The sequence below is a fragment of the Paractinoplanes ovalisporus genome (genome assembly GCF_016834655.1).
Classification (GTDB): Bacteria; Actinomycetota; Actinomycetes; order Mycobacteriales; family Micromonosporaceae; genus Actinoplanes; species Actinoplanes ovalisporus.
In genome coordinates this window covers 35510-60556 of sequence record NZ_JAENHP010000024.1, presented here as the reverse complement: position 1 = coordinate 60556, position 25047 = coordinate 35510, and the positions used below count along the sequence as shown (strand labels likewise).

Here is a 25047-nt window from a genome sequence, read left to right as displayed (position 1 = left end):
TCCGCTGAGACTCGAACTGCGCGGCATCACCAAGCGCTTCGGCGACCTGGTGGCCAACGACCACATCGACATCACCGTCGAGCCCGGCGAGGTACACGCCCTGCTGGGCGAGAACGGCGCCGGCAAGTCGACGCTGATGAACCAGCTCTACGGCCTGCTGCAGCCCGACGAGGGCGAGATCCTGGTCGACGGCCAGAAGAAGATCTTCCGCAGCCCCCGCGACGCCATCTCGGCCGGCATCGGCATGGTCCACCAGCACTTCATGCTCGTCCCGGTCTTCACCGTGGCCGAGAACATCGCGCTCGGCGCCGAGGAGACCCGCGGCGGCCCGCTCGGCTGGCTCGACCGCCGCCGCAACCGCCGCGACGTGCTCGAGACCTCGAAGCGTTACGGCCTGCCGGTCGACCCCGATGCCCTGGTGGAAAATCTGCCGGTCGGCGCCCAGCAGCGGGTCGAGATCGTCAAGGCGCTGACCCGCGACGTCGACCTGCTGATCCTCGACGAGCCGACCGCCGTGCTGACCCCGCAGGAGACCGACGAGCTGCTCGCGGTCATGCGGTCGCTGGCCGAGACCGGCAAGTCGATCGTCTTCATCACCCACAAGCTGCGCGAGGTCAAGGCCATCGCCGACCGGATCACCGTGATCCGCCGCGGCCGCACGGTCGGCACCGCCAGCCCCGACACCTCCGAGGACGAGCTGGCCGCGCTCATGGTCGGCCGCGACGTGAGCCTCGAGGTGACCAAGACCCCGGCCGACCCCGGTCGCGAGGTGCTCAAGGTCTCGGGTCTGATCGTCGACGACGAGCGGGGCGTGCGCGCGGTCGACGGCGTCGACCTGGAGGTGCGCTCGGGCGAGGTGCTCGGCATCGCCGGCGTGCAGGGCAACGGCCAGACCGAGCTGGTCGAGGCCATCATGGGCCTGCGGGCGGCGCGGGCCGGCAAGATCGAGCTGGAGGACGCCGACCTGGCCGGTCGCAGCACCAAGCAGGTGCTCCGGGCCGGGGTCGGCTACATCCCCGAGGACCGCAGCCTCGACGGCGTGATCAAGGACTTCACGGTCGCCGAGAACCTGGTGCTCGACCTGTACGACCGGGCGCCGTTCGGCAACGGCTTCGCGCTCAACCCCAAGGCGATCGACGATTCGGCCCGCGAGCGGGTGAGCCAGTTCGACATCCGTACGTCGTCCGCGCAGTCGACGGTCGGCACCCTCTCGGGCGGCAACCAGCAGAAGGTCGTGGTCGCCCGCGAGATGTCGCGCCCGCTCAAGCTGCTGATCGCCTCGCAGCCGACCCGGGGTGTGGATGTCGGCTCGATCGAGTTCATCCACAACCAGATCATTCACGAGCGTGACGTCGGCACCGCCGTGCTCGTGGTCTCCAGCGAGCTGGACGAGGTCGTCGGCCTGGCCGACCGCATCGCGGTGATGTACCGCGGCCGGATCCTGGCGACTGTCTCCCCCGACATGCCCCGCGAGGAGATCGGTCTGCTGATGGCCGGCATCGTCAGCAGCGGTGAGGAAGAAGAGGACAGCAAGTGACGACCGAAGCCCCCGCTGCACCACCGGAGAAGAGCCCGGAGAAGAAAGAGAAGGAAGAGTCCTTTTTAGGGCTTTTCGTCCACAATCTCTGGTCGGCCAATACCGTCACTGTCACGATCCTGTCGATCTTCTTGGCGCTGCTCATCGGCGCCGTGCTGATCGTGATCTCCGACGCCAACGTGCTGTCCACATTCTCCTACTTCACCGCCCGACCCAGCGACGCCCTCACCGCCAGCTGGGACCTGATCAGCCAGGCCTACGCCGACCTGTTCAAGGGCGCGATCTTCGACCCGGCCGCGGTGCAGGCCTGGTTCAACGGCAGCGGCGACTGGAAGACGGCCCTCAACCCGCTCTCCGAGACGCTCACCTACGCCGCCCCGCTGGTCTTCACCGGCCTGTCGGTGGCGCTGGCCTTCCGCGGCGGCCTGTTCAACATCGGCGGCCAGGGTCAGGCGGTCATCGGCTGCATCACGGCCGGTGTGGCCGGCTTTGCGATCGGGCTGCCGGCCGGTTTGCACCTGATCGTCGCGCTGGCCGCCGGTCTGATCGGTGGCGCGCTCTGGGGCTTCCTGCCCGGCCTGCTCAAGGCCCGCACGGGCGCCCACGAGGTGATCACCACGATCATGCTCAACTACACGGCCACGCTCTTCCTGGGCTGGCTGATCCTGCAGAACGGCGTGCAGGACCCCGACCGCACCGACGCCATCAGCAAGACCGTCGACTCCAGCGCCGTCCTGCCCGCCCTGCCCGCCCCGCTGCGGGTGCACCTGGGCATCGTGCTCGCGGTGATCGTCACGGCCGCGGTGGCCTGGCTGATCAACCGCTCGTCGTTCGGCTTCGAGCTGCGCGCCGTGGGTGTCAACCCGCCCGCGGCCAAGACCGCCGGCATGAGCGTGGCCAGGACGTACACCATGCTCATGGTCGTCGCCGGTGGCCTGGCCGGCCTCGGTGGCGCCGTGCAGGTGCTCGGCACGGCCGACAAGCTGACCGGTCAGGTGGCCGGCAACATCGGCTTCGACGGCCTGCTGGTCGCCCTGCTGGGCCGCAACAAGCCTTGGGGCACCCTGTTCGCCGCGATCCTCTACGGCGCCCTGCGCGCGGGCGGCAACCTGATGCAGGTCGACGTGGGTGTCTCGCTCGAACTGGTCACCGTCCTGCAGGCCCTGATCGTCATCTTCATCGCCGCCCCGGCGCTGGTAAAGACGATCTTCCAGCTGCGTGATGCCCGGACCGCCCGGCTCGGCACGTCCATGGCGAAGGGGTGGTGACCCGAGTGTCGACCGCGACCGTGGAGGAGCTGGCGGAGGCAACCGCTCCCGACCGCTTCTGGAACCGGCAGCGCCGCCTCGGCGCCGCCCTGGTGATCATCGGCCTGATCGCGGCGGTGATCTTCGGTTCGCTCGCCGAGTCGGCGACGGCCCGTTTCACGCTCAGCGAAGACGCCGAGGGCGCCGCGCTTTCGATCAACGGCCAGTTCGGCGCCATCCTGTTCGGCATCGTCACGATCGCCGCCGGCGCCGCCCTGCTGGCCGGGGTGGCCAAGCGCTGGCAGACCCTGCTGCTCTGCCTGGGCATCGTGTTCTTCGTGCTGTCGTTCCTGTGCTGGCAGGTCGCCGGCAAGTTCCTGCCGCTGGTCGACACGGTCAGCGGCTCGCTGGAACTGGCCCTGCCGCTGATCCTGGGCGCGCTGGCCGGCGTGCTCTGTGAGCGCTCGGGCGTGGTCAACGTGGCCATCGAGGGCCAGTTCCTGATGGGCGCGTTCGGCGCCGCCCTGGTCGGCACCCTGGCCACCAGCGTCTGGGCCGGCCTGGTCAGCGCCGTCATCGGTGGCGTGATCATCGCCTCGCTGCTGGCCGTGCTCGCCATCCGCTTCCTGGTCGACCAGGTCGTCGTGGGCGTCGTGCTCAACCTGTTCGCGCTCGGCGTCACCGGCTTCCTCTACGAGCGTCTGATGCAGCCCGAGGCGCTCAAGTACAACCAGCCGCCGCGGCTGCCCGAGTGGCACGTGCCCGGCCTGGCCGACATCCCGGTGATCGGCCCGGTGCTGTTCGACACCAACCTGCTGGTCTGGCTCGCGCTCGTGCTCGTCTTCGTGGTCCATTTCGGGCTCACCCGCACCCGCTGGGGCCTGCGCACCCGCGCGGTCGGCGAGCACCCGACCGCGGCCGACACCGTGGGCATCCGGGTGCGTGGCCTGCGCTACCTGAACGTGCTGCTCGGCGGCGTGGTCGCGGGCGCCGGCGGTGCGTACTTCACGCTGGTCTCGACCGGGTCGTTCAACAAGAACATGACCGCCGGCGCCGGCTTCATCGCGCTGGCCGCCCTGATCTTCGGGCGGTGGACGCCGTTCGGGGCGCTGGGCGCGGCCCTGTTCTTCGGCTTCGCCCAGAAGCTGGCGAACTACCTGAGCGCGGTCGGCAGCCCGGTGCCCAACCAGTTCCTCAACATGCTGCCGTACATCGCGACCATCATCGCCGTGGCGGGACTCGTCGGACGCGTGCGTGCGCCGGCGGCCGACGGGGTGCCCTACGTGAAAAGCTGACGCCCATGGAGATCGACTGGGCTGGGTTGCGGGCGTCCGCTATCGAAGCCATGCGGCATGCGTACGCGCCGTACTCCGACTTCCCGGTCGGAGCGGCGGCACTGGTGGACGACGGCCGGGTGGTCGTCGGGTGCAACGTGGAAAATGCGTCCTACGGCGTCGGGCTGTGCGCGGAGTGCGGGCTGGTCAGCCAGCTGCACCTGACCGGCGGTGGCCGCCTGGTGGCGTTCTCGTGCGTCGACGCCACCGGCAACCCGCTGATGCCGTGCGGCCGCTGCCGCCAGCTGTTGTGGGAGAACGGCGGCCCCGAGCTGCTGGTCGAGTGGCACACCGGGCCGTTGCGGATGGCCGATCTGCTGCCGCACGCGTTCGGCCTGGACGACCTGGAACGGGTCAACAACCTCCAGACCGGTCCCGAGGTCCCAGCCGAGCTGGCCAAGTGGCGCGGCCGGGGCACCGTTTTTGTGCATCCGGACCTCGCCGGGGGCGAAACTGTCTGGACCGGCTACTGGGAGCGGTCCGGCGGCAACACGGACGCCGAGAAGGGCGTGCTCGAGGAGGGCCCGAACTTCCCGACGGCGGGCGAGGCCGTCGCCTGGGGTCGTGTGCGCACCCCGCGGGTCGTCGTGGTGGACGCCGAGGGGTCGCTGGCCTGGGCCGGCGAGGGCGCGACCCCCGAGGGCATTCCGGACACATGGGAAGAGGGCAGCAATGAGTGAGTTCGCCGCGGTCGACGTCATCCGGGCCAAGCGGGACGGGCAGACGCTGAGCGACGCCCAGATCGACTGGGTCGTCGACGCGTACACCCGCGGGGTGGTCGCCGATGAGCAGATGTCGGCCCTCGCCATGGCGATCCTGCTGCGCGGCATGACCCCGGCCGAGATCGCCCGCTGGACCGCCGCGATGATCGCCAGCGGGGAGCGGCTCGACCTGTCCTCGATCACCCGCCCGACCGCCGACAAACACTCCACCGGCGGCGTCGGCGACAAGATCACGCTGCCGCTCACCCCGCTGGTCGCCGCCTGCGGAGCCGCCGTGCCCCAGCTCTCCGGGCGCGGTCTCGGGCACACCGGCGGCACCCTGGACAAGCTCGAGTCGATCCCCGGCTGGCGTGCCTCGATCAGCAACGACGAGTTCAAGCGGCAGCTTCAGGACGTCGGCGCGGTCATCTGTGCCGCCGGCGACGGGCTGGCCCCGGCCGACCGCAAGCTCTACGCCCTGCGCGACGTCACCGGCACCGTCGAGGCCATCCCGCTGATCGCCAGCTCGATCATGAGCAAGAAGATCGCCGAAGGCACCGGCGCGCTCGTCCTCGACGTCAAGGTCGGCTCCGGCGCCTTCATGAAGAACCTGGACACCGCCCGCGAGCTCGCGAGCACCATGGTGCGGCTGGGCAAGGACAGCGGCGTCACCACCATCGCCCTGCTCACTGACATGAACACCCCGCTCGGCCTGGCCGTGGGCAACGCGATCGAGGTGACCGAGTCGGTCGAGGTGCTCGCCGGGGGCGGCCCGGCCGACGTGGTCGAGCTGACCCTGGCCCTGGCCCGCGAGATGCTGACCGCGGCCGGCATCGACGCCGACCCGGCCAAGGTGCTCGAGTCCGGCGCCGCCATGGACACGTGGCGGGCGATGATCCGGGCCCAGGGCGGCGACCCCGAGGCGCCGCTGCCGGTCGCGCGTGAGACCGAGGTGCTGCGGGCCGAGGCCGACGGGATCGTGGGCGCCGTGGATGCGTACGGCATCGGGGTGGCCGCCTGGCGTCTCGGCGCCGGCCGGGCCCGCAAGGAGGACCCGGTCAGCTTTGGCGCCGGCATCATGCTCAAGGTCAAGCCGGGTGACGAGGTGCGCGCCGGCGACGTGCTGCTCGAGTTGCGCGCCGACGACCCGTCCCGCATCCCCGCCGCCCGCGCGACTGCGGCCGAAGCGGTCGTCATCGGTGCGGAGCGACCCACTTCTACAAATTTGGTGCTCGACCGCATAGCCTGACGCACCATGACGAAGGCCGCACCCGACCCGCGCGCCGTTCGCGAGGCCAGCCTCGACGAACTGGACAGGCTCGGGCTGCCGCTGCCGCCGCCCGGGTTCCCGCTGATCTGGGAGCCCGGAGACTCGATCGAGCTGCGGCCGACCGCCGAGATCGAGGCCCGGCTGGCGGTGCTGCACGTCGTCGTCGCGCGTTGTTTCGGCATGCCGACCGAGGCTGCCATGAGCTGGTTGCTGGGATCGCACCTGGTTGATCTCGTCACACCGCCGGAGTGGCAGTTCGTGATCGGCGCCAAGGGGGATCACCGGTCGTTCGTGCTGCATCACGACGCGGTGTTCGCGCTGGCCTGGGTGCTGGGGCTCAGCCGGCACCTGGATCCGACCGCGCCGCCTGAGGGCCGGTTGATGGCGGACATGCCCGATCTGCCGGCGGGGGAGAGTTATGGGAACTGGCGGTCGCGGTCGCTGATGTCGCCTCGCGATCCGATCGAGGCCGCTGTGCTGCTTGATCTTTACTACTGCCTGGATTGGGCGTTTCAGGAGGCCGAGCGGATCGGGCTGACGTTGCCGGGGGAGATCGACGGCAACGCGATCGGCCAGCGGAGGTGGGCGTTGGAGTGGGCGGTGGTGTTTATCGGCCCCTATCACGACAAACCAGCGGAATGGGAAGAAGTGGACTTGTCCGTTTGAGGGCTTCTTGAAGATCAAAAGCCAGAAGATCAAGAGCTGGATGTCCCGGCTGGGTGGTGGGTGACGGACCGTCGCTCCCGCGGGGACCGCGGCGGGCTTCGCTGGCCGCTGGCGCGTCCATAACGCGAAGCCCACCACGGCGACGTGCGTGAGCGGTTGCGCTCAAACCGGAAGATCAAAACCCGCTGCGGTCGCGCTCGAACTCTCAAACCGGGCGATACGTGGTGACCAGCACCGAGGCGGTGACCGTGGTGGGAGCGGCGGGGAAGTCGGAGACGTGGTGGGCGCTCGGTGTCATGCCGATCAGCGTCCTGGTCTCGACCGCCGTCAGGGTCAGGGCCCGCCGCAGGGCGGTTGAGCTCTCTTCCTTGAAGTGGTCGCCCAGCGCATCCCGTACGCGGGCCGCCTTGTCGGGGTCGACCTGGATCAGGCCGTGCGCGTCGATCAGCTCCCGCAGGTGATCGGGGGCCGGCGTCACCACGAGCAGGCGCCCCTCCGGTCGCAGCACCCGCCGGAACTCAGCACCGTTGCGCGGGGCGAACACGTTCACGATCACATCGGCCACCCCGTCCGCGATCGGCAGCGGCCGCCACAGATCGGTCAGCACCGCCGCCGCCCGCTCGTGGGCCCGGGCCGCCCGCCGCAGCGCCGGCTTGGAGACGTCGAGCCCCAGCCCGGTCGCGCCCGGCGCCGCGTCCAGCACCCGCCCGAGATAGTGCCCCGTACCCGTACCCGCGTCGACGATCAGCCCGTGCAGAAGACCGGTGTCAAGGGCGTCGGCGATGAAGTCGTAGTGCCCGGCCGCCAGGAACTCCGCCCGGTCGGCCACCATCTCCGCCGTGTCGCCCACGTGCGGCATCCGTCCGGCGGTCAGGTCGGCGTACCCCTGTTTCGCCATGTCGAAGCTGTGCCCGGCCGGGCAGCGCAGTGAACGCTCCACACGCGCGAGGCCCTGTTGGCAAACCGGGCATCGCAGGTACGGCAATGCTCCGTCGATCATTGGTCCCCTGCCTCTAGGCTCGGCTGATGGCCGCCATCGCTTTCTCCGACATCGTCCCGGCGCCGAAGGTGCTGCTGCACGACCACCTCGACGGTGGACTGCGCCCCGCCACCATCATCGAGCTGGCCGAACGGGTGGGCCACGAACTCCCCGCCACCGACCCGGCCGCGCTGGCCGAGTGGTTCGTCGCGGCGGCCGACTCCGGCTCGCTGGAACGCTACCTGGAGACGTTCGCCCACACGGTGGCCGTGATGCAGACCGAGGAGGGCCTGCGCCGGGTCGCCCGGGAGTGCGCGCTCGACCTGGCCGCCGACGGTGTGGTCTACGCCGAGGTGCGCTATGCCCCCGAGCAGCATCTCGAACGCGGCCTGAGTCTCGACGAGGTCGTCGAGGCGGTGAACGCCGGCTTCGCCGAGGGGATGGCCGAGGCCGCCGCCCAGGGCACCCCGATCCGCATCGGCGTGCTGCTGACCGCGATGCGCCACGCGGCCCGCTCGCAGGAGATCGCCGAGCTGTCCGTGCGCTACCGCGACGCCGGTGTGGTCGGCTTCGACATCGCGGGCGCCGAGGCCGGTTTCCCGCCCACCCGGCACCTCGACGCCTTCGAATATCTCCAGCGTGAGAATTTCCACTTCACCATCCACGCGGGCGAGGCCTTCGGTCTGCCGTCGATCTGGCAGGCCATCCAGTGGTGCGGCGCCGACCGGCTCGGTCACGGAGTGCGACTGGTCGACGACATCGCCGGCACCCCGGCCGGTGGCGACGTGGTCCTGGGCCGCCTCGCCGCGTACGTGCGGGACAAGCGGATCCCGCTCGAGCTGTGCCCGTCGTCCAACGTGCAGACCGGCGCCGCGGCGTCGATCGGCGAGCACCCGATCGGCCTGCTGCACGATCTGCGCTTCCGGGTCACCGTCAACACGGACAACCGGCTGATGAGCGGAACCTCGATGTCCCGCGAGATGGCGCTGCTCTCCGAGGCCTTCGGCTGGGGCTGGAGCGAGCTGCAGTGGCTGACGATCAACGCGATGAAGTCGGCTTTCATCCCGTACGACGAACGGCTGGCGATCATCAATGACCTGATCAAGCCGGGGTACGCGAAGCTGATCGGATAGCGGCACAAGCTTGTTACAACGCGCGGTCCGGCAAGCGACATTGCCGGTTTGGCGGCACTGATCATCCGTTCGGCCAGAATGGTCCCTACAAACACTGCGAAATCCGGCATCTCACCTTGCCGATCGTTCGCAACCGCGACATCGTCTCTCCTGCCGCGATCCTTTACGATCGTGCGCGGTCGTTCCGGCGTACCCCCGCGCCGTTCCGACCGGACAGGGTGACAGTGAGAAAAGTTGACGTGCACAGCCTGTGACATTGACGGTCGACGTATCGAGCAACACGCGTCACACAACCGGTCCGTGTCCGACGGCCCTTTCTCTTTGACACTCGTCGTGATGGAATCTCGGGGGCCCGACGCGGCAGTCGGCCGTGTGCGGCGCCCGGCGAGCCGAGTGCCGGGGCCCGAAACAGGAGGACGGTGACGTGAGCAAGCGCCCCAAGACGGCGACCGGCGTCATGTCGCGTCTCCGTCGCCCGGCCGATCGGCTGCGAGACCTGCCGATCTGGTCGAAGCTTGGCCTCATCATGCTGGTGCCCACCCTGGCGACGATCATCGTCGGCGTCAGCGGTCTGGTCGACCACATCGACGAAGCCAACAACGCGGAGCGCGCCCGCACCCTTTCGGTGCTGTCGGAGGCCGCCGGTGGTCTGGTCGACCACCTGCAGAACGAACGTGCCTACGGCATGATGATCACGACGATCGAGGACAAGAAGAGCCCCGACTTCGTCAAGGCGACCCAGGCCTACGGTGCCGAGAACGGCAAGGTCGACGCGGCCAAGGTGCCCTACGCCCAGCAGAAGGCCGCGCTCGACGACGTCCCCGACAACGTCAGCACGCTGCTGCTGCGCCTCGACCGCAACCTCGAGGACCTGCCGGCCAAGCGGAGCCAGATCGCCAACGACCGCCCGGGCGCCGAGCAGACGGTCGAAGAGACCTACACCAAGCTGATCGACGACCTCCTGGCCGTGCGCTCGGCCGCCGCCCAGCTCGCCAGCGACACCGAGCTGAGCGACCACCTGCGCGCCGTCGCCGCGGTGGCGACCGCCAAGGAATACGTCGCCCGCCAGCGCGACATCGGTCACAAGATCATCGCCAAGCGCGAGCTCTCCGTCGCCCTGCGCACCGAGTTCCTCGAGGCCCAGCTCGGCTTCACGCTCGCCGGCAACACGCTCCAGTCGGTCGGCTCGGGCGTCGACCGCGACGCGTTCAACGCGATCGAGAACTCGACCGCCGGCCGGGCCGCGACCAACTACACCAACCCGCTGCCCGACCTGCAGGGTGCGAACACCCGGCGGATCCTGTTCACCACCTCGCAGTGGGACAACGCCCTGGCCGGCTATGGCGCGGAGTTCCGCACGGTCGAGGTCAAGATGGACTCCGAGATCGTCGACCAGGCCACCACCCTGCGCAACGACGTGAACCGCCGGGTCTTCATCGAGACCAGCGTGCTGCTCGGCATGCTCCTGCTCGCGATCCTGTTCGCCTGGCTGGTGGCCCGGTCGATGGCCCGCTCGCTGCGCGAGCTGCGCCAGGGTGCCCTCTCGGTCGCCCAGTTCGGCCTGCCCCACGCCGTGAGCCGGCTGCGTGACCCGCAGCTGTCCACTTCGCTCACCCCGGCCCAGCTGGCCGACCAGATCGCCGAGCCGCTTCCGGTCCGCAGCCGTGACGAGTTCGGCCGGGTGACCGAGGCGTTCAACGCGGTCCACCTCGAGGCGGTGCGCACCGCCGCCGAGCAGGCCGCCCTGCGGGCCTCCGTCGCGACGATGTTCGTCAACCTCGCCCGCCGTTCCCAGATCCTGGTCGACCGGCTCATCGGTCACCTCGACCGGCTGGAGCGCGGCGAGGAAGACCCGGACCGTCTGGCCGAGCTCTTCCAGCTCGACCACCTGGCCACCCGGATGCGCCGCAACGACGAAAACCTCCTGGTTCTCGCCGGCGCCGACTCGACCCGCGTGCAGCGCGAGCCGGCCGCCCTGATCGACGTGCTCCGCGCCGCCCAGTCCGAGGTCGAGCACTACACACGCATCGAGTTCGGCATGATCGACCGGGACATCGAGGTGGCGGCGCACGCCGTCAACGACATGGTCCACCTGGTCGCCGAGCTCTTCGACAACGCGACCGCCTTCTCCCCGCCCAACTCGACGGTCATCGTCGAGGCGCGGCGGCTGGGTGACGGCGCTCTGCTCACCGTGGAAGACCGCGGCATCGGCATCAGCCGCGAGCAGCTGCACGAGCTGAACGACCGCCTGGCCAACCCGCCCATGGTCGACGTGGCTGTCTCCCGCATGATGGGCCTGGTCGTGGTCGCCCGGCTGGCCAACCGGCACGCCGTCAAGGTCGAGCTCCGCCCGGCCGACAACGAGCGCGGCACGGTGGCCGAGGTCGGCCTGCCCCTCTCGGTGCTCACCGGTGGCCAGGGTCAGCCCGCCGTCGGCGGTGGCCGCATGCAGGTCGGCGCCGGCTACGACGAGCAGGGCCGCCCGGGCATGCCCGAGCCGCTGGCGCTCGAGAGCGGTGGCCGCGGTGGCTACCCGACCGGCCGCCCGTTCGACCCGAACCCGCCGATGAACAACGGCGGCATGCTCGGCACGAACGGCCGCTCGGTCCCGGCCTGGTCCGACCTCACCGGCGCCCCGTCCAACGGCTTCGGTGGCTCCAACGGCTCGTTCAACGGCGGCAGCAACGGCAACGGCGCCAACGGCTTCTACGGCCCGCGCAGCAACGAGCCGATCCCGCCGCTGCCGTCCGGCCCGATGGGTCAGCCGTCGTCGCCGCAGGGCTTCGCCGGTCCCGACGGGCTGCCGCAGCGCCGCAACGACCAGGGCCGCGACGTCGACACCAACGGCTTCGGCCCGACCATCCCGCGCCAGCTCCCGGCCAACCCCGAGACCCAGGGCCGCAACCCGTTCGTCCCGCCGGTCTCGGCCCCGCCGGTGCCGCCGATCTCCGCCCCGCCCGTGCCGTCGGCCCCGCCTTATGGTGGTCACCCGGTTTCGGGCCCGCCCGGATCGGAACCCCCGGTCTCGGCCCCGCCGACCAACAACCCGGTCTCGGCCGCTCCGCCGGCTTGGCCGCCGGTCGCGCCGGAACGCGAGAACCAGGCCCCGCACGTTCCGGAGAGTCTCGCCGCGGCGCTCGACATGACCGCCGAGCTTCCGCGCTACCGGCCCGAGAACCGCCTCGACGGTCCCCAGGTCGAGCGTCCGACCAACCCGCAGACCGCGCCGATCCCGCCGGTGTCGGCGGTGCCCGTCTCGGGTGCCCCGCAGTCCGAGGCCGAGCGGGCCGAGGCCCAGCGTGCGGCCGCGGCGGCCAAGGCGGCCCACGAGGTCGCGACGGCTCAGGCGGCCGAGGCTCAGGCCACGGCGGCCGCGCAGATCGCCGCCGCGCAGGCCGCGGCCCGGCAGCGCGACAGCGGGCAGGGTCAGTTCGCCGACGAGACGATGGAGCTGCCGATCTTCCGGGAGCTCGAGTCGGCCTGGTTCACCACGGCCCGTCCGGCCGAGGCCAAGCCGTCGTCGAACGGGCTCGATGAACCGGTCAGCTCGCAGCGGATCCCCACCGGGGAGCCGGCCCGTTCGGTCGGTGTGCCGCAGCAGGCTGTCTCGCCCGAGTCGCGCGAACGAGACCCGGCTACTGTTGGTGTCGGTGCCGCCAACGGTGCCGCGACGAACGGCAGCAGCCCGAACGGCAGCGCCGCCACGAACAACCCGTGGCGGACCGCGGCCGACGAGGGCTGGACCGCCGCTCAGGCGGCGGCGGAGGCGCAGGTCGACACCACGACCACGGCCGGTCTGCCCAAGCGCACCCCCATGGCGCAGCTCGTCCCCGGTGGTGTCGACCGCGGCGGAAACTCCGTCGAGCGTCGTACGCCCGAGGGTGTTCGCGGTCTCCTTTCCGCGTACCACCGTGGTGTGCAGCGCGGTCGCACCAAAGAATCGACCAACCCGGAGGAGACTCCGGGAGGGCAGCAGTCCTCGCAGGCTGGCAAGGAGCATGAGGCATGACATCTACGCAGGATCTCGGTTGGCTCCTGGCCAACTTCGCCGACCGCGTTCCCGGCGTCGCACATGCGATCGCGGTCTCCGCTGACGGTCTGCTCCTGGCGGCCTCGCGGGACCTCCCCCGGGACCGCGCCGATCAATTGGCAGCCATCGCCTCCGGCCTGGTCAGCCTCACTCAGGGCGCCGCTCGGTGCTTCGAGGGTGGCGCCGTGCTGCAGACGGTGGTCGAGATGGACAACGGGTTCCTTTTCCTGATGTCCATCTCGGACGGCTCGTCCTTCGCGGTGCTCGCGGCTCGCAGCTGCGACGTCGGACAGGTGGGTTACGAAATGGCCCTCCTGGTCGACCGCGTCGGCGAGGCACTTACTCCCGCTCCGCGTTCGGCGGCCGGGGTACTCGGCTGAACGGGCAGACGGCCGAAGTATTCGGCCGCTGTTCAAAAAGTTGAAAAGTAGAGACACTTCTAAGGGTTCGAGGAAGGGGTGAGCGGTGACGATGCCCGAACGCGATGAGCCGACCGGCGCGCTGGTCAGGCCGTACGCCGTAACCCGCGGTCGGACCCGTCCGAAGCTTGAGATAGCGCTGGAAGCGCTGGTCGAGACAACCGTTCGCGGGCGCTCCGGCATCCGTGGCGGGCAGGGTGGAAGCGAGCATCAGTACATCGCGGCGATGTGCGACGGCGGCCGGGTTCAGTCGCTGGCCGAGATCGCCGCACGCATGCAACTGCCGCTCGGTGTGGCTCGTGTGATCGTCGCCGACATGGCCTCCGATGGCCTGGTGGCGGTTTATGAGCCCACCTCGCTGGACGACGAGACCGACGCGGTAGGCACGGAACTGCTGGAAAGGGTGCTGAGTGGACTTCGCAGGCTCTGACATGTCGCACCGTCCCGCTGCGGGGCGCGTGACGTCGGCGAAGATTGTGATCGCCGGCGGGTTCGGCGTCGGTAAGACGACGCTGGTCGGTTCGGTCTCGGAGATCACCCCGCTGACCACCGAGGCCATCATGACCTCGGCGGGTGTGGGTGTCGACGACAACCGGCAGGTTCCGGGGAAGATGACGACCACCGTCGCCATGGACTTCGGCCGCATCAGCATCGATCGCGATCTGATCCTTTATCTGTTCGGCACGCCGGGCCAGACGCGTTTCTGGTTCATGTGGGACGAACTGGTGCGGGGCGCGATCGGTGCGGTCGTCATGGTGGACACTCGGCGTCTCGCCGACTGTTTCGCCGCGATCGACTTCTTCGAGCACCGGCGGCTGCCCTACCTGGTCGCCATAAACTGCTTCGACGGCATGCAGTATCACAACGCTCAGGACGTCCGGGACGCTCTCGCGATCTCGAGCGACGTCCCGGTGGTGAGCTGCGACGCCCGCAACCGTGAGTCGACCAAGAACGTCCTCATCTCGCTGGTCGAGTATGTGCTGACGATGCGTCGTACCCGCGCGGTAGCGCCCGCCTAACTGACGGTCGAAGCCCCGCTCCGGACGCCGGAGCGGGGCTTTGTGCTGTCCGGAATTCGGAGGTCCCACGGCAGCGCAAGCCCTAGCATCGACCGTCGTGCGTGTCTTTCTGACTCTTGACGACGTGTCCGGGCTGCTGGCCGGTCGGTGGGGCGACGCCGGGCGGGTCACCGGCCTGCAACGGCTCACCGGCGGCACCAAGAAAGGCGTCTACCGGCTGGAGCTCGACGACGGCCGCTCGGTGGTCCTCTACCTGTGGGCGGAGGCGGAGAACTACTGGCCGCCGTCCGGGACCGTGCCCGACGACCCGTTCCAGGACGCCTCCGGCGCCGAGCTGTTCATGACGAACCAGGCCCTGCTGACCGGCGCCGGGGTGCGGGTACCGGAGGTCCTCGTCGCCGGCCCCGAGATGGTGCTGGTCGAGGACGCCGGCCGCGAGACGCTCGAGGCGTTGATGGAGCGTGACCCCGCTGCCGCGGCCCGGCCCCTTAGCGAGTTGGGAGCGGCGCTCCGGCGGATGCACACGACCTATGGCGAGCAGTGGGGCATGCCGGCCGCGCGGACCACCCCGGCCCGGCCGCCGGAAGACATGATCGTCGGGCGGGTGCTGAACCACCTCGGCAAGGTGGCGGACCGCGACCAGCGGCTGGCCACGGCCCGGCCCCGGCTCGAGGAGCACCTGCACAGCCTGCGGGCGGAGGTGCGGCCCCGGCGGGAGTTCGTGCTCGTGCACGGTGAGCTGGGCGCCGACCACGTGCTGATCGGCCCGGCGGGCGAGCCCGTGATGATCGACATCGAGGGCCTGACCTGGTTCGACGTCGAGTGGGAGCACGCCTTTCTCCAGTTGCGCTTCGACGAGGCGTACGGGGAACTCGATCCGGTCGCCCTCGACCCGGCGCGTCTTGAGTTCTATCGGTTCGCGCAGGTCATCGCGCTGATCGAGGGGCCGTTGCGGATCGCCGGCACCGATTTCCCCGACCGCCAGTGGATGCTCGATCTGGCCGAGTGGAACATCGGGAAGGCCCTGGCCGCGATCTGAGCCCGGCGCCGCCATGATCACCCGGACACGGCTAGCCGAGCAGGGGCAGGCGTCCGACCAGCTTGTCGACCGGGTTGCGCGGCCCGACGACGCTGACCGCGTAGTAGTCGATCTTCTCGGCCTCGGTGGCGGCGACGGTGTCCAGGTATTCGCGGTAGACCCGGGTGTGCTGGGCGGCGGCGGGCATGTCGGCCACGAAGAAGTCGGGGCGCGCGGCCGCCCGGGCCCGGATCTTGCGCAGGGTCTCGGTATCGGCCGCGAGCACCGTGCAGCCGGCCCAGGGGAGTCCCGGGTGGCGGTTGCCGTCGGCGTCCACCGCGTCGTCGCCGAGCAGGCCGTTGACCGCCTGCGAGGTGGCGGCGGCGGTGCAGATCGCGGCGTTGGCGGCCCGGCCGGCGGGCAGGTCGGCGTCGACCACCACCACCCACTTGAGGCGGGCCGAGCGGGTGGGGGCGTCCGGGTCGATCTCGTCCGGGGCGAATCCGGTCATCGTCGTTTCCTCCGTGCATTAGTGCGGCGTACGAAGGAAATGCTAGGCAGGTGTTAGGTTGTGCGGCAATCAATCCGTACTTGTCTCGGAAGTGAGCCCGATTTGGCCGAGCTGGACGAATTAGATAAGGCGATCCTGCGGGAACTGCAGTCGGATGCACGGAAGACCAACCGTGAGGTGGCCGCTGCGGTCGGCGTCTCGCCCACCACGGCGCTCGACCGTACGAGGGCTCTGCGCCAGCGGGGTGTGATCCGGGGCGCGATCCTCGACGTCGACCTGAAGGCCATCGGGCGCCCGGTGCAGGCACTCATCGCAATCCGGATCCGGCCGCCGTCACGCCGCAACATCGAGGCGTTCCGCGAGTGGGTGAGCACGCTGCCCGACACGCTCGGGCTCTACGTGACGACCGGCACCGACGACTTCATCGTGCATGTGGCCGTCCCCGACAACGACAGCCTCTACGAGTTCGTCATCGACCGGCTCACCCAGCGGCCCGAGGTGGCCGACGTCCGAACCTCGATCGTCTACGAACACATCCGGAACAACCGGATCCGTCCGTCCGCCGATGGGTGACGATGGGGTCATGACGAAGCTCGATGCGAAGCAGATCGCGGCGGAGAAGCTGGACGGCTGGGTCTACGTGCCCGGCGGGCTGCAGACACGGGTCACGACCGGAGATTTCCGTACGGGGCTGGCTCTGGTGAACGCCGTCGGCGAGGCGGCCGAGCAGGCGGACCACCACCCCGACCTCAACCTGCGCTACCCCGCGGTCGACATCCGCCTGACCAGTCACGACGTGGGCGGGGTGACGGCCCGCGACGTCCGGATGGCCCGGACCATCTCGTCGCTCGCCACCGAGCGCGGCCTGCGGCTGTCGAGCGACGACGTGTCCCGCTCCGAGTGGGCGCTCGACACCCCCGCCGAGGCCACGGTGAAGCCGTTCTGGGCGGCCGTGCTCGCGATGGAGATCACCGAGGGCGCCAACGACATCGTCGACCCGGCCGACCGCAACCCCTGCATCTGGTTCCAGAGCTCCGGCCGCGAGGAGCCGAGGCAGCGCTGGCACCCCGACGTGTGGATCGACCCGTCGCAGGTGCAGTCCCGCATCGACGCCGCCGTCGCCGCGGGCGGCACGCTGGTCAGCGACGCCGAGGCGCCGGCGTTCTGGGTGCTGGCCGACCCCGAGGGCAACCGCGTCTGCCTGTGCACCTGGCAGACCCGCGGCGCCCTGTAGCGCCGCTCTACCTGGTCGTCAGTGCCGGGCCCAGCCGGTTCAGCAGGCTGCGCAGTTCGTCGAGGGCGCGCGGGTCGAGGCGGCGGCCGCAGGTGTCCACCACTTCGGTGACGCCGTCGAGCAGCCGGGTGGCGGCGGTGACGTGGCCCAGCTGGGCCAGGGCCTGCGCGGCCAGCCAGTCGCAGTAGGCGCCCGACGCTCCCGCCTCCCGCATCTGGTCGACCAGCACCAGGCAGACGTCGTCGCAGCCCGTGGCCAGCAGAAGCCGGGCGAGGAAGTCGGTGCCTCGCAGCCACTCCGGCGTGCCCGGGAAGAGCTCGCGCAGCGTCTCCAGGGTGTCGGCCGCTTCCTGCCGCTGCCCGGCCCCGATCAGGCTGCGGCCGAGGTCGAGCAGCGTACGGGCGATCAGCGGCCGGTCGTTCCCCGCCTCGGCCAGGGTCTGCCGGGCCAGGGCGGCATTACGTTCGGCCTTGGCCACCCGGACGGTCGCCTCCGCATAGCCGTGGTGCCGCAGCACAATCGCCTCCCGCGGCGCCGCCACGGTGCGGGCGGACCGGCCGTCCGGGGTGACCAGGCGTTCGTGCACACGGCCGGCCCACCGTACGGACGCCTTGCGGTGCACATGAGCAGCGGTGTTCGTGTACGGCAACTCGTCGTGCGCGTTGTCGACGTCGACCTCGACCACATCGGCCGTGGTGGACTCCAGCAACTTGCGCAGCCGCCCCGGATCCCCCGAGTACCGCTGGTCGGCGTCGACGGTCAGCACCCAGAGAGCGCTCCACCCCGTCAGAGCCTCGTTGCGCGCCGAACCGAAGTCATCGTTCCACTGCCCTTGGGTGACGGTGGCGCCGAGTTCTGAGGCCATCTGAGGCGTTCGATCCGTCGACCCGGTGTCATGCACATGGACGGCGTCGACCACGCCGTCGAGCGAGGCCAGGCAGCCGCCCAGTTCGGACTCCTCATCACGCACGATCAGGCTGGCCACCAGAAACGGGATGCTCACCCGACCATGGTCGGCGCTGAGCCCACGACGTGACCGCCAAACGCCCCGATCACCCGCCCGATCCCTCCGCCGGCGCTCGCCCGCCGACGCCGCCTCGGGAGACGTGGTGCGGCGGCAGCGGCGTTCGGATGACCTGTCGTGCCGGGCGGCGTGTTGGGCGGGGTGGTGTGTTGTGCCGGGCCGCGTGTTTGTGCCGGATGGCGCGGTGCGTCGGATGCTGGCCGGGTGGCGCACCGTTCTTGGCGCACCTCGGTGGGCGGCTCTCTGCGCGCGTGTCCGGTCGGAGTCAGACGCGGCGCTCAGCCAGAACTTCCCTGAACAACGCGAGGTAGCCGTCATGAGCCAGGGCCAGCTCTCCCAGCGCCTCCCCGTCGAACCAGGCGATGGCGTCGTGTTCCTCCGGCGCGGCGTTGACCGGAGACCCCACCCACGCTTCGACCAGCCAGATCCGCATGTCGAACGTGTCGCCATGAACCTCGCGAAGGTGCGGCCCCGACGGCACCGCGACATCGATGCCCAGCTCTTCACGAAGCTCCCGGACAAGCGCCGATCCGGGCATTTCCCCGGGGTCCACATGCCCACCCGGCAGATCCCAGACGTCCGGATACCACCGGCGCCGCGGAGACCGGTGACAAAGCAACACCCGGTCGCCGTCCCGCAGCAGCCCCGCGACGACGCGAGCCTTGGCCGAGCCTTCCCCCGAGATCGACACAAGCGCATCTTGCCACCCGCCGCAGTCCGGCCGGGTGCCGTCCCCAGCCGCGCCCGACTCACCGCCACAGGCCGGAAGGGTGCCGTCTCCAGCCAGGCGCGGGCTGTGCGGGCAGATGGGTGGGCTGCGCGCGGGAGGGCGAAGCGCGCGAGCGTGGGGCTGTGACTCGCGAGAGGGTCGTTCGCGTGCGAGAGGTGGCGGTTCGCGCGCAGATGGGTCGCGCCGGTGGGGGCGTTCGCCGCGGGCGTCGTCGTCCTTCGAATTGCTGGATCGTCCGAGTACGGCGAGCTCGCAGTCCGACCGATCCGTGGTGGTGACTGGCCGCGCATGACAGTTCGACCGCACCAAACACGGGACTCACCGCGCGCGAAGTCGGACGCCGTGCGGGACGTGGGCCGCACACGGTGGGCGGTCGTGCGGGGGTTGCGAGCTCGAGGCGGTCCGCGACGAGGGTGGACCCGTGCGGTGGTGACTCGCGTGGTGGTGACCCGCGCGGTGGTGACCAGCGTGGGAGGCAAGTTGCATGCTGGGCCCGGCCGCCAAAGGCGCGGCTCAGCTTGCTACCTCGACCTGTTGCCGGCCCGGACGCGGGACGGAAAATCCGCGGCGAGGGCGTGCGCGGACGGGGAAGCGGACAGCAAGCGGCCCGGCCGTTCGCGTCGAGCGCGGAGGCCGGGCCGGGAGCGTGCTGCGGGCTAGCGGGAGCCGTAGCCCGCGTTGTTGTTGCGGTATTCGTCGGCGCCCTCGCGGTCTCGGGTGAAGTCCCAACCGCCGGCTGCCTCGCGGCCGGGGCGGCCACCCATGGCGAAGCCGCCGATCTCCTGGCCGCGCCGCCAGCCGCGGAAATAGCCCGTGGTGTGGGCGGCGATGCTCGCCGCGTCGCGGACGATGCGCAGCGGGCGCTCGTCGCGCAGCGGGGAACCCGGGACCAGGTTGGCCTGGGGCACGCGCTTGGGCAGGCCGGCCGCGGTCTCGGCGGCCACCGCGGGGGTGGAGGCCTTCTCGGCGGCGCGCCAGCCCGAGTCGTTCGGGTTGGTCCAGTCGAGCTTGTCGGACTGCTCACTGTGGCCGGTGAACCAGGCCGAGCGGGCCGCCGCGAAGATCAGCAGGTCGGTGTCGTTGCTGTCGGCGGGGACCGGCGGGTTCATGCTGCGGTCGAGCGCGGTCAGCTTGCTGCTGGTCGTCGACGGGGACGCCGGGCGGCGGGCGCCGTTGCGACCCTCGACCAGGCGCAGCGACGGCGGGTCGGAGACCGGCGGCATGTCGGTGACCGTCTTGTCGAGGCCGTTGGCCAGCTGGGACTCGACCAGGCGCAGGGCCGGCGGCTCCTTCGGCATGTCCTGCCAGGGCGGGCGGACCCGGCCGTCGGCGGGCGGGGCGCTCGTGGAGGCGGCCGGCGTGGTCAGGGCGTCGTCGCTGCCGCTGCTGTTCATCAGCGGCCAGTTGGCGCGCGAACCGGGCTCGGCCGGCTCCTGACCGCCGGGGCGCTGGGCCGGCATGGGCAGCGAGTAGTCGGTGGCCTCGCCCGCCGCCGGTGACGTCGGGCGGGTGCTCGGCCGGGGCGGGATGACCGTGCGCTGACGCTCGGCGCGGGCGCTGTTGATCGCCGCGTTGGTGAGCGTGGCCCGGAACGGCTGGCCGCTGTCGGCCGGGCTGCCACCGTTGGGCAGGCCGGACGAGGGCGCCGACGCGGCCGGCGACACCGACGCGGCGGGGTAGGTCGTGCCGGTCGGCGCGGGGCGCGAGCCGGGGGTGATCGGTGTCATGCCCGGCGGGGGCGGCGGCACCGACACCGGCCGATTGCCCGGGGCGGGTGTGCGGTTGGGGAACAGGGACGCGGCGGCGGCCGCGGGCGCGGCGGGCGGCTGCGAGACCGGGCGCGGCGCCAGGGGCGGCGGCATGACCGGGTCGGGCGCGACCGGCGGCGTGGTGAGCGGCCGCGGGATGACCGGGCCGGTGCCGGTAGAGGCCGGCTCGGGGCGGGTGCGGCGGCCGAAGCGCGAGGTGTCGCCGGGCACCGACTGCAACGGGGCCGGCTCGGGGGCCCGCCGGGCCCGGCGGGCCGGGCCGCTGCGGGCGGCGATCGTGCCGATCAGGGAGGCGCAGGCGGAGTCGCTGGCGCGCACCGCGGCGACGGCCTGACGCACCGTCTCGCCCGCGGCCGGGGCCAGCGACTTGTTGACCCCACCGCGCCGGGGCGACTCGCTGATCGCGACCTGGAGGGCGGTGACGGCGGCGATGATCTCGTCTTCGGTGCCGGAGCCGGCCCGGGTGAGCTCGCGGGCGACGTCTTCGGCGACGCGCTGCGGCTCGCCCTGACCGGTGAGCCGGCCGGGCTCGGGCAGCGCGTCGAGAACGGCGAGCGCCAGCGGGTGCGACGGGTCGGGATAGGCCCGCAGCGCGGCCGGGTAGAGCTCGCGGAGCACCTCGCGCAGGGCGATGGCGGCCGCGTGCCGGCCGCTGAGCAGCGCGACGTGCGCGGCCAGCACGGGCTTGTAGCTCACCAGGTCGCGCGGCACGGGCAGGGTGCCCGCGGCGAGCGCGCCGGCCTGCAAGGCCCGGGCGAGGCCGACGGCCCGCCGGGCGGCCGGCGGCGCCTGCATCTCTTCGACGGAGTCGTCGTCGGCGAACCGCTCGGCGAAGTCGTCGGTGGTGTCGTCGTCGGCCACCACGAGTGGGCGGCCGGCCGCGGTGAGCAGGGAGGTGACCAGGTGGTCGTCGCTGTCGGCGGCGACCGCGGCGTCGGTGAATCCACTCGTCCGTTCCACGAGCAGGGCGCCGAGCTCGGCGTAGCCGCCGGGATCATCGCCGATCTCGTGGACGCCGAGCAGTCGTCCTGCGTCATCCACCACGGCGATGGTCAGGTGAGCGGCCGAGGCCGCCCGCACCGAATCATCTGCCGAGGCCAGACCGCAGTACACGCGCACGAGCGCCACGGCGTCGTCTCCTCCCCTGGGAACAGCCTTCAGTAAGCCAAGGATTGATGGTCCCTGGTGAGGGGTCAGTCGCGCCAGTCCACAGCTGCAGAGATCTTGCCGATTACCGAGCGCCAGCCGAGACTTGCCTGTTGTGCCCCGATTTTCTTCAGTCGGCGTCGACCGAAGAACCCACCCATGCCGCCGCTTTCAGCAGCGCGGAGGGACTCGTCAAGGTCATCGAGCGGCGACCCGGACGCCAGTGCCAGGATCACCGGCTTGAGCCGGAGGGCGTGACCGAGGTCACGCGCCACCTCGCCCGCGGCGATGAGCAGTGGCAGGTCCCACGTGTCGTGCCCGCCGCGCAGGTTTTCCACCACGAGGTCGAGCTCGTAGCGGTTCTCCGGCAGCGGGTCGATGTCGGTCGACTGTACCCGGTCGGCCAAGGTGTCCCAGGAGTCGATTTGTGCGAGATCGTGGGGAGCACCCGAACGAATGAAGGAGATCAGCGACTCGGGCGTCTTGAAGGCGATCAACCGGCCCTGGTGGCTCAGGAAGGCGGGCACCTCCTCGTCCTCCGTCTCGGCCGCCGCCTCCTCCGGGTCGTCCTCGAAGTCGGCCGGGTCGGGCTCGTCGGCCGCCTTGGCGTCCTTGTCCTTGTCGTCCGCTTCGCCCTCGGCCAGCAGCGCCTGGAACTCCTCGTCGACGATGACTTCCTCGTCGTCCTCGTCCTGCTGGGCGGCGCGGCGCTTGCGGGCCTCGAACGGGTCGTCCTCGTCGGTCACGACCTCGGTGGGCGTCAGGGTCGAGGAGTTGCGGTAGGCCCGGAGGGTGAGCGCCACCCCGCCGGGCAGCGCGATCTCGACCGGCTCGACGCCGACGGAGTCCCAGAGCTCACGCCCGGAGAGCCCGGCCTCGGACTGCGCGGCCACGGGCGCGGACGCCTCGGGCTCGTCGGACTGGCTGGTCACGGTGACCTCCGGGAAGCAATCTGGCGTATGGGACGGGTGATTCTGCCGACACACCCTAATGGTCGCGCCTGGAAGAGATCTGACCGGTCCGTGCGGAACGGTCAGAAACCCTTCGGGTGCCAGACCGTTTTGATCTCGAGGAGCGCGGTCATCGGGCCGGTGCCCGGGTCTTCCGTGTAGTCAACGCCCGAGGTGGGCCTCAGGACCCGCTTGAGGGTGCCGGCGGCTGCCCGTTCGAGTTCGGTCGCCAGCTCGGTGTCGTCGACGCCGGAGAGGTCGAGCGCGTTCACGTCGTCGTGCGAGGCGAGCCACGGCGCGATCTCGGCGGCCCGGCCGGTGAGGACGTTGACCACCCCGCCCGGCACGTCGGAGGTGGCGAGCACCTCGCCCAGCGTGATCGCGGCCTGCGGGTTGGAGGCGACGACGACCACCGTGTTGCCGGTCACGACGGCCGGGGCGACGACGCTGACCAGGCCGAGCAGCGAGCCGGGGGCGATCACGCCGACCACGCCGGTGGGCTCGGGGGCGGAGATGTTGAAGTAGGGCCCGGCGACCGGGTTGGCGCCGCCGGCCACCTGGGCGATCTTGTCGGACCAGCCCGCGTACCAGACCCAGCGGTCGACCGCGGCGTCCACCTCGGCTCCGGCCACGCCCAGCGACTTGAACTCGGCCCGGCGCGCTTCGAGCATCTCGGCGATGCGGTAGAGCACCTGGCCGCGGTTGTACGCCGTGGCGCCGGCCCACCCGGGCTGGGCCGCGCGGGCGGCGACCACGGCGTCGCGGGCGTCCTTGCGGGAGGCGAGGGCCACGTTGTCGCCGTCCACCAGATAGGTCCGTCCTGACTCGCTGCGCGGAAACTTCCCGGCCACGTACAGCTTGTAGGTCTTCCGCACCGCCAGGCGGGACGGGGTCGCTGACTTAGGCAAGGTAGGCCTCCAGGCCGTGACGACCGCCCTCGCGACCGTAACCGGACTCCTTGTAGCCGCCGAACGGCGACGTGGGATCAAACTTGTTGAACGTGTTGGCCCAGACGACCCCGGCCCGCAGCTTGTCGGCCACGGCCAGGATGCGGGAGCCCTTCTCGGTCCAGATGCCGGCCGAGAGCCCGTACGGCGTGTTGTTGGCCTTCTCGACGGCCTCGGCGGGCGTCCGGAAAGTGAGTACTGACAGGACCGGGCCGAAGATCTCTTCGCGGGCGATCCGGTGGGCCTGGGTCACGCCGGTGAAGATCGTCGGGGCGAACCAGAAGCCGCGGTCGGGCAGCGAACACTCCGGCGACCAGCGCTCCGCACCCTCCGTGGCGCCAATTTCCGACAATTCGGTAATACGGTCGAGCTGTGCCCGGGAGTTGATCGCACCGATGTCGGTGTTCTTGTCGAGCGGGTCACCGACGCGCAGCGTGGCCATCCGGCGCTTGAGCGAGGTCAGCAGCTCTTCGGCGATCGACTCCTGCACCAGCAGCCGGGAGCCCGCGCAGCAGACGTGGCCCTGGTTGAAGAAGATGCCGTTGACGATGCCCTCGACGGCCTGGTCGATCGGCGCGTCGTCGAAGACGATGTTGGCCGCCTTGCCACCCAGCTCGAGCGTGAGCTTCTTGCCGGTGCCGGCCACCGAGCGGGCGATCTGGCGGCCCACCTCGGTCGAGCCGGTGAACGCGACCTTGTTGACGTCGGGGTGTTCGACCAGGTAGCGGCCGGTGTCGCCGGCGCCGGTGACGATGTTGACGACGCCCGGCGGCAGATCGGCCTGGCGGCAGACGTCGGCGAAGAAGAGCGCGCTGAGCGGGGTCGTCTCGGCCGGCTTGAGCACCACCGTGTTGCCCGTGGCCAGCGCCGGAGCGATCTTCCAGGCGAGCATGAGCAGCGGGAAGTTCCACGGGATGACCTGGCCGGCCACGCCGAGCGGGCGCGGGTCGGGGCCGAGGCCCGCGTATTTCAGCTTGTCGGCCCAGCCCGCGTAGTAGAAGAAGTGGGCGGCGACCAGCGGCAGGTCGACGTCGCGGGACTCCTTGATCGGCTTGCCGTTGTCGAGCGACTCGAGCACGGCCAGCTCGCGGGAGCGCTCCTGCAGGATGCGGGCGATCCGGAACAGATATTTCGCGCGTTCCGAGCCGGGCAACGCCGACCAGCTCTCGAAGGCACGGCGAGCCGCGGCGACGGCGCGGTCGACGTCTTCCGGCGCGGCCAGGGCGACCTCGGTCAGCACCTCCTCGTCGGCCGGGTTGATCGTTTTGAAGGTGTCTTTGGCCTCGCCGAACTCGCCGTCGATGAACAGCCCGTACGAAGGAGCGATGTCGACGATCGAGCGGGACTCGGGAGCGGGAGCGTATTCGAAGAGCGACATCGGCC

At 70.8% G+C, this 25047-nt stretch carries 22 protein-coding genes; 14 read left to right on the top strand and 8 right to left on the bottom strand.

Annotation, left to right across the window (positions count from 1 at the left end; genetic code table 11):
* Nucleotides 1–49 precede the first annotated feature (49 nt).
* From JIG36_RS42490 to JIG36_RS42465, 6 genes are read left to right on the top strand one after another with little or no spacing between them, the layout of a single operon-like run.
* Nucleotides 50–1537: an ABC transporter ATP-binding protein gene (locus JIG36_RS42490; RefSeq protein ID WP_307873137.1), complete on the top strand. Its 1488-nt coding sequence runs from the start codon at nucleotides 50–52 to the stop codon at nucleotides 1535–1537.
* Nucleotides 1534–2805: an ABC transporter permease gene (locus tag JIG36_RS42485; RefSeq protein ID WP_203382555.1), complete on the top strand. Its 1272-nt coding sequence runs from the start codon at nucleotides 1534–1536 to the stop codon at nucleotides 2803–2805. The genes JIG36_RS42490 and JIG36_RS42485 overlap by 4 nt, the downstream gene beginning before the upstream one ends.
* A gap of 5 nt (nucleotides 2806–2810) precedes the next feature.
* Complete coding sequence (locus JIG36_RS42480; RefSeq protein WP_203382554.1) at nucleotides 2811–4079, top strand: ABC transporter permease; 1269 nt, start codon at nucleotides 2811–2813, stop codon at nucleotides 4077–4079.
* A 5-nt stretch (nucleotides 4080–4084) separates the two neighbouring features.
* Nucleotides 4085–4798 (top strand): cytidine deaminase, encoded by a 714-nt coding sequence (locus JIG36_RS42475; protein WP_203382553.1) that lies wholly within the window; start codon nucleotides 4085–4087, stop codon nucleotides 4796–4798.
* Nucleotides 4791–6068 (top strand): thymidine phosphorylase, encoded by a 1278-nt coding sequence (locus JIG36_RS42470; RefSeq protein ID WP_203382552.1) that lies wholly within the window; start codon nucleotides 4791–4793, stop codon nucleotides 6066–6068. Before JIG36_RS42475 ends, JIG36_RS42470 begins: the two co-directional genes overlap by 8 nt.
* A gap of 6 nt (nucleotides 6069–6074) precedes the next feature.
* The gene (locus JIG36_RS42465) at nucleotides 6075–6755 is read left to right on the top strand and encodes a DUF4272 domain-containing protein (protein WP_203382551.1); all 681 of its coding nucleotides are present in this window, start codon (nucleotides 6075–6077) and stop codon (nucleotides 6753–6755) included.
* 205 nt (nucleotides 6756–6960) lie between these two features.
* Here JIG36_RS42465 and JIG36_RS42460 read toward each other — a convergent pair whose 3' ends face one another.
* Nucleotides 6961–7755 carry a putative RNA methyltransferase gene (locus JIG36_RS42460; RefSeq protein WP_203382550.1) on the bottom strand — a complete coding sequence of 265 codons (795 nt, stop codon included), beginning with the start codon at nucleotides 7753–7755 and terminating at the stop codon, nucleotides 6961–6963.
* Nucleotides 7756–7781: 26 nt separating this feature from the next.
* Between JIG36_RS42460 and JIG36_RS42455 the strand changes: the two genes are divergently transcribed.
* From JIG36_RS42455 to JIG36_RS42430, 6 genes are all read left to right on the top strand, one after another.
* A complete protein-coding gene (locus JIG36_RS42455; protein WP_203382549.1) occupies nucleotides 7782–8867 on the top strand; it encodes an adenosine deaminase in 1086 nt (361 codons plus the stop codon).
* Between the two features lie 424 nt (nucleotides 8868–9291).
* Nucleotides 9292–12876, top strand: a complete 3585-nt coding sequence (locus tag JIG36_RS42450; protein ID WP_203382548.1) for a sensor histidine kinase — start codon at nucleotides 9292–9294, stop codon at nucleotides 12874–12876.
* Nucleotides 12873–13277, top strand: coding sequence for a roadblock/LC7 domain-containing protein (locus tag JIG36_RS42445; protein ID WP_014447580.1), 405 nt, complete (start codon nucleotides 12873–12875; stop codon nucleotides 13275–13277). The genes JIG36_RS42450 and JIG36_RS42445 overlap by 4 nt, the downstream gene beginning before the upstream one ends.
* Before the next feature lie 91 nt (nucleotides 13278–13368).
* Nucleotides 13369–13746, top strand: coding sequence for a DUF742 domain-containing protein (locus JIG36_RS42440; RefSeq protein ID WP_203382649.1), 378 nt, complete (start codon nucleotides 13369–13371; stop codon nucleotides 13744–13746).
* A gap of 1 nt (nucleotide 13747) precedes the next feature.
* Nucleotides 13748–14335 carry a GTP-binding protein gene (locus tag JIG36_RS42435; RefSeq protein WP_133874399.1) on the top strand — a complete coding sequence of 196 codons (588 nt, stop codon included), beginning with the start codon at nucleotides 13748–13750 and terminating at the stop codon, nucleotides 14333–14335.
* A 97-nt stretch (nucleotides 14336–14432) separates the two neighbouring features.
* Complete coding sequence (locus JIG36_RS42430) at nucleotides 14433–15374, top strand: phosphotransferase family protein (protein WP_203382547.1); 942 nt, start codon at nucleotides 14433–14435, stop codon at nucleotides 15372–15374.
* 31 nt (nucleotides 15375–15405) lie between these two features.
* Here JIG36_RS42430 and JIG36_RS42425 read toward each other — a convergent pair whose 3' ends face one another.
* Nucleotides 15406–15864: a DUF2000 domain-containing protein gene (locus tag JIG36_RS42425; protein WP_203382546.1), complete on the bottom strand. Its 459-nt coding sequence runs from the start codon at nucleotides 15862–15864 to the stop codon at nucleotides 15406–15408.
* A 102-nt stretch (nucleotides 15865–15966) separates the two neighbouring features.
* Between JIG36_RS42425 and JIG36_RS42420 the strand changes: the two genes are divergently transcribed.
* Together JIG36_RS42420 and JIG36_RS42415 are read left to right on the top strand one after the other, a co-directional pair.
* Entirely contained in the window at nucleotides 15967–16437 is a 471-nt protein-coding gene (locus tag JIG36_RS42420; RefSeq protein ID WP_236049315.1) for an Lrp/AsnC family transcriptional regulator, read from the top strand.
* 10 nt (nucleotides 16438–16447) lie between these two features.
* Nucleotides 16448–17098 (top strand): 4a-hydroxytetrahydrobiopterin dehydratase, encoded by a 651-nt coding sequence (locus JIG36_RS42415; RefSeq protein ID WP_203382545.1) that lies wholly within the window; start codon nucleotides 16448–16450, stop codon nucleotides 17096–17098.
* A 7-nt stretch (nucleotides 17099–17105) separates the two neighbouring features.
* On the opposite strand, the gene JIG36_RS42410 is transcribed toward JIG36_RS42415, so the two are convergent.
* The 6 genes from JIG36_RS42410 to JIG36_RS42385 form a co-directional block, all read right to left on the bottom strand.
* A complete protein-coding gene (locus tag JIG36_RS42410; RefSeq protein ID WP_203382544.1) occupies nucleotides 17106–18101 on the bottom strand; it encodes a glycosyltransferase in 996 nt (331 codons plus the stop codon).
* Between the two features lie 286 nt (nucleotides 18102–18387).
* Nucleotides 18388–18813 (bottom strand): NUDIX domain-containing protein, encoded by a 426-nt coding sequence (locus JIG36_RS54470; RefSeq protein WP_203382543.1) that lies wholly within the window; start codon nucleotides 18811–18813, stop codon nucleotides 18388–18390.
* A 695-nt stretch (nucleotides 18814–19508) separates the two neighbouring features.
* Nucleotides 19509–21749, bottom strand: coding sequence for a transposase (locus JIG36_RS42400; RefSeq protein ID WP_307873136.1), 2241 nt, complete (start codon nucleotides 21747–21749; stop codon nucleotides 19509–19511).
* A 65-nt stretch (nucleotides 21750–21814) separates the two neighbouring features.
* On the bottom strand, nucleotides 21815–22699 hold the full coding sequence (locus tag JIG36_RS42395) for a SatS C-terminal domain-containing protein (protein WP_203382542.1): 885 nt from the start codon (nucleotides 22697–22699) through the stop codon (nucleotides 21815–21817).
* Nucleotides 22700–22800: 101 nt separating this feature from the next.
* Entirely contained in the window at nucleotides 22801–23625 is an 825-nt protein-coding gene (locus JIG36_RS42390; protein ID WP_203382541.1) for an aldehyde dehydrogenase family protein, read from the bottom strand.
* The gene (locus tag JIG36_RS42385; protein WP_203382540.1) at nucleotides 23618–25042 is read right to left on the bottom strand and encodes an aldehyde dehydrogenase family protein; all 1425 of its coding nucleotides are present in this window, start codon (nucleotides 25040–25042) and stop codon (nucleotides 23618–23620) included. The genes JIG36_RS42390 and JIG36_RS42385 overlap by 8 nt, the downstream gene beginning before the upstream one ends.
* Between the last annotated feature and the right edge of the window lie 5 nt (nucleotides 25043–25047).

Excerpts from the sequence above, each read along its gene's own strand:
- JIG36_RS42475 (WP_203382553.1), top strand. The coding sequence starts at position 4,085 with ATGGAGATCGACTGGGCTGGGTTGCGGGCGTCCGCTATCGAAGCCATG.
- JIG36_RS42470 (WP_203382552.1), top strand. The coding sequence starts at position 4,791 with ATGAGTGAGTTCGCCGCGGTCGACGTCATCCGGGCCAAGCGGGACGGG.
- JIG36_RS42465 (WP_203382551.1), top strand. The coding sequence starts at position 6,075 with ATGACGAAGGCCGCACCCGACCCGCGCGCCGTTCGCGAGGCCAGCCTC.
- JIG36_RS42460 (WP_203382550.1), bottom strand. The coding sequence starts at position 7,755 with ATGATCGACGGAGCATTGCCGTACCTGCGATGCCCGGTTTGCCAACAG.
- JIG36_RS42455 (WP_203382549.1), top strand. The coding sequence starts at position 7,782 with ATGGCCGCCATCGCTTTCTCCGACATCGTCCCGGCGCCGAAGGTGCTG.
- JIG36_RS42445 (WP_014447580.1), top strand. The coding sequence starts at position 12,873 with ATGACATCTACGCAGGATCTCGGTTGGCTCCTGGCCAACTTCGCCGAC.
- JIG36_RS42440 (WP_203382649.1), top strand. The coding sequence starts at position 13,369 with ATGCCCGAACGCGATGAGCCGACCGGCGCGCTGGTCAGGCCGTACGCC.
- JIG36_RS42435 (WP_133874399.1), top strand. The coding sequence starts at position 13,748 with ATGTCGCACCGTCCCGCTGCGGGGCGCGTGACGTCGGCGAAGATTGTG.
- JIG36_RS42425 (WP_203382546.1), bottom strand. The coding sequence starts at position 15,864 with ATGACCGGATTCGCCCCGGACGAGATCGACCCGGACGCCCCCACCCGC.
- JIG36_RS42415 (WP_203382545.1), top strand. The coding sequence starts at position 16,448 with ATGACGAAGCTCGATGCGAAGCAGATCGCGGCGGAGAAGCTGGACGGC.
- JIG36_RS42385 (WP_203382540.1), bottom strand. The coding sequence starts at position 25,042 with ATGTCGCTCTTCGAATACGCTCCCGCTCCCGAGTCCCGCTCGATCGTC.